The sequence below is a fragment of the Mycobacterium sp. TH-M11 genome (assembly GCF_057473725.1).
Window position 1 is genome coordinate 1 of sequence record NZ_JBYCLD010000492.1, and the last position, 2627, is coordinate 2627.

A 2627-nucleotide genomic window follows, 5' to 3' on the forward strand; every position below is an offset into this window, starting at 1 on the left:
CAGCGAAGCTCGCCACCAGAACCGCTGCGGGCCACCGCACGACCGCGGTGCCGATGCGGTGGTACAGCAGATGCCGGCTCTTTTTCTTGGCCTCGAATAGGCCGAACCGGCTGCCCACGGCCAGCACGGCCGGGCCCAGGGTGAGTGCCGAGGCGACGACGACCAGCATGCCGATGGCGACCGGTTCGCCCATCGTTTGGAAATAGGGCAGCCGGGTGAATTTCAGGCAGTAGGTCGCGCCGGCTATGGTCAGTCCCGAGCCCAGGATAACGTGGGCAATTCCCCCAAATGCTGTGTAGTAAGCGGCTTCCCGGTCTTCGCCGGCTTGCCGTGCCTCACGGTAGCGGCCGAAGAGAAAGATGCCGTAATCCGTTCCGGCTGCGATCGCCAGCATCGTCAAGATCGTGCCGGCGAAAGTGGTAAGCCCGAACGCGCCGTGTGACGCGACCACCGCGACCACCCCGCGGGCGGTGAGCAACTCGCCCATGGTGATGAATAGCTGCACCACGGTCGTCACCACGGAGCGGTAGACCAGGTAAAGCATGACCGCGATCGCCACGATCGTGTACAGCGTGATCTTCCCGATGCTCGCGTTTCCGATGACGTGAGTGTCATCGGTCAGCGCGGCGGGACCGGTGACATAGGCCTTCACCCCTTCCGGTGCCGGGGTACGGTCCACGACGTCGCGGACCGCTTCGACCGATTCGTTGGCCAGTGTCGTGCCCTGATTTCCGGCGAGGTTCAACAAGACGTAGGAAGCCTTGGCGTCGCTGCTCTGCACTCCCGCTGCCGTCAGTGGGTCTCCCCAGAAATTCTGGATGTGCTGAACATGCTCGGTATCGTGGGCCAGTTGGTTGACCATGTCGTCGTAGTACTTGTGCGCGGCAGCGCCCAGCGGTTTCTCACCCTCGAGCAGGATCATGACCGTGCTATTGGCGTCGTATTCCCGGAACACCCCGCCGAGTCGCATCATCGCCTTCACCGACTGGGCATCCTCGGGAGTCATCGGTGCCGCATGCTCTTCACCGACCACTTCCAACGATGGCGCAACGGTGTTCACCACGACCGCGAGGGCGACCCAGAAGATGATGATCGGTAGCGCCAGCCAGCGCAATAAGTGCGGAATGAACGGGCGATCCCCGCGGGTGTGACGAATGCTCATGCGGATTTCACCAAGCAGTAGACCTGGGTGTTCAGACCATCCGTACTCTGTTCTTCTCGAATCTCACCATCTACGGTGATCCGGCAGTTCAGGTGATCCGCGTCGCCCTGGGCGACAATGCTGGCGGGCCTTGCCCCCATGTAGTGGACACGGGATTTGTGGTTAAGCAGCTTCGGGCAGCGTAGCCGGTGTCAGGGTCCTTTCGTAGGTGGCAGGGCTGGATTGACGGCAGTGGGAGTGCCGTCGTTTGGTGTTGTAGCGGGCCAGCCATCGGAAGACCTCCCGGCGGCAGGTCGCCGCGTCCGGCCAGCAGGCACGGTCCTGCAGGATCTCGCGTTTGAGGGCGGCGTTGAACGATTCGGCCAGGGCGTTGTCGGCGCTCGTTCCCACCGCTCCCATCGACTGGATGACCCCATACTCGCGGCAGAGGGACACGAAATCCCTTGAGGTGTACTGACTTCCGTGGTCCGAGTGGAACACTGCACCGGCCAACGTGCCGCGTAGCGCGGCAGCGGCGTTGAGGGCGTCGGTGACCAGTTCGGTGCGCATGTGATCGGCGATCGCCCACCCCGCTACCCGCCGCGAGCAGCAGTCGATCACCGTGGCCAGGTACAGGTTGCCGCCGGTGGCCAGTGGCAGGTAGGTGATGTCGCCGACATAACGGGTGTTGATCTGCGCGGCGGTGAAATCCCGCTTCAGCAGATCAGGGACTTTCTGGCTGGCCGGATCCGCCGCGGTGGTCTTGACCCGCCGCCGGCGCCGATAACCGACGATCCCGGCGCCGCGCATCACTCGAGCGACCCGCTTGTGGTTGACCCGCTCACCGTCGGGCGCACCATCGTTGAGCTCGGCGGTGATCCGCGGCGCCCCGTAGGTGTTGTCCTCGCCGTGCACCACCCGGATACGGGCGGCCAGCGCCTCATCAGCGGCGGCCTTCGCGGCGCGGGAATCGGCGCCGGCGAGCCAGGCGTAGAACGATGAACGCGCGACCTCCACGACCGCGCAGAGCCACTTCACCTCGAAGGCGTGTAGGTGGTCGGCGACGAACTGGAAGCGGCTCACCAGTTCGTCTCCCCGGCGAAATATTTGGCTGCCGACCGTAGAATGTCCCGCTCGGTGGATAGCCGAGCCTCGGTGGCGCGCAGCGTCTTGTTCTCGGCGCGCAGCCGCACCAGTTCCTGCTCCGGGCTCTCGGCCCCTGGCGCAAGCTCGGTCTCTACGCTGCCGCGGCGGTGCCGAATCGCCACGCCGGCCGACTTGCACCACGCTGAGAGCGTGGCTTCGCTGACACCGAGCTCGGCAGCGATCTGCGTAATCGTCGCACCCTCGGTATCCCGGTACAGCGCGACCGCGTCACGCTTGAACTCATCGGGGTAATTTTTCCTTGCCATCGGGTTGGATCATCTCGCTTCCCCCAGGACATTCCTGGGATTGAGCGTGTCCAACACACGGGGTCAAGTCCCCC

The 2627-nt window shown here is 64.4% G+C and carries 3 protein-coding genes; all 3 read right to left on the minus strand.

The window, feature by feature from the left end:
• Positions 1–1162 (minus strand): MMPL family transporter (locus AC2VOG_RS18845; protein ID WP_486941355.1); only part of this gene is annotated, 1162 nt, incomplete at its 3' end.
• Positions 1159–1302, minus strand: coding sequence for an MmpS family transport accessory protein (locus AC2VOG_RS18850; RefSeq protein WP_486941356.1), 144 nt, complete (start codon positions 1300–1302; stop codon positions 1159–1161). The genes AC2VOG_RS18845 and AC2VOG_RS18850, both read right to left, overlap by 4 nt.
• Before the next feature lie 22 nt (positions 1303–1324).
• A protein-coding gene (locus tag AC2VOG_RS18855; RefSeq protein ID WP_109370772.1) for an IS3 family transposase occupies positions 1325–2553 on the minus strand; the annotation gives its coding sequence in 2 pieces (ribosomal slippage) (positions 1325–2241 and positions 2241–2553; 1230 coding nt in all).
• Positions 2554–2627 lie beyond the last annotated feature (74 nt).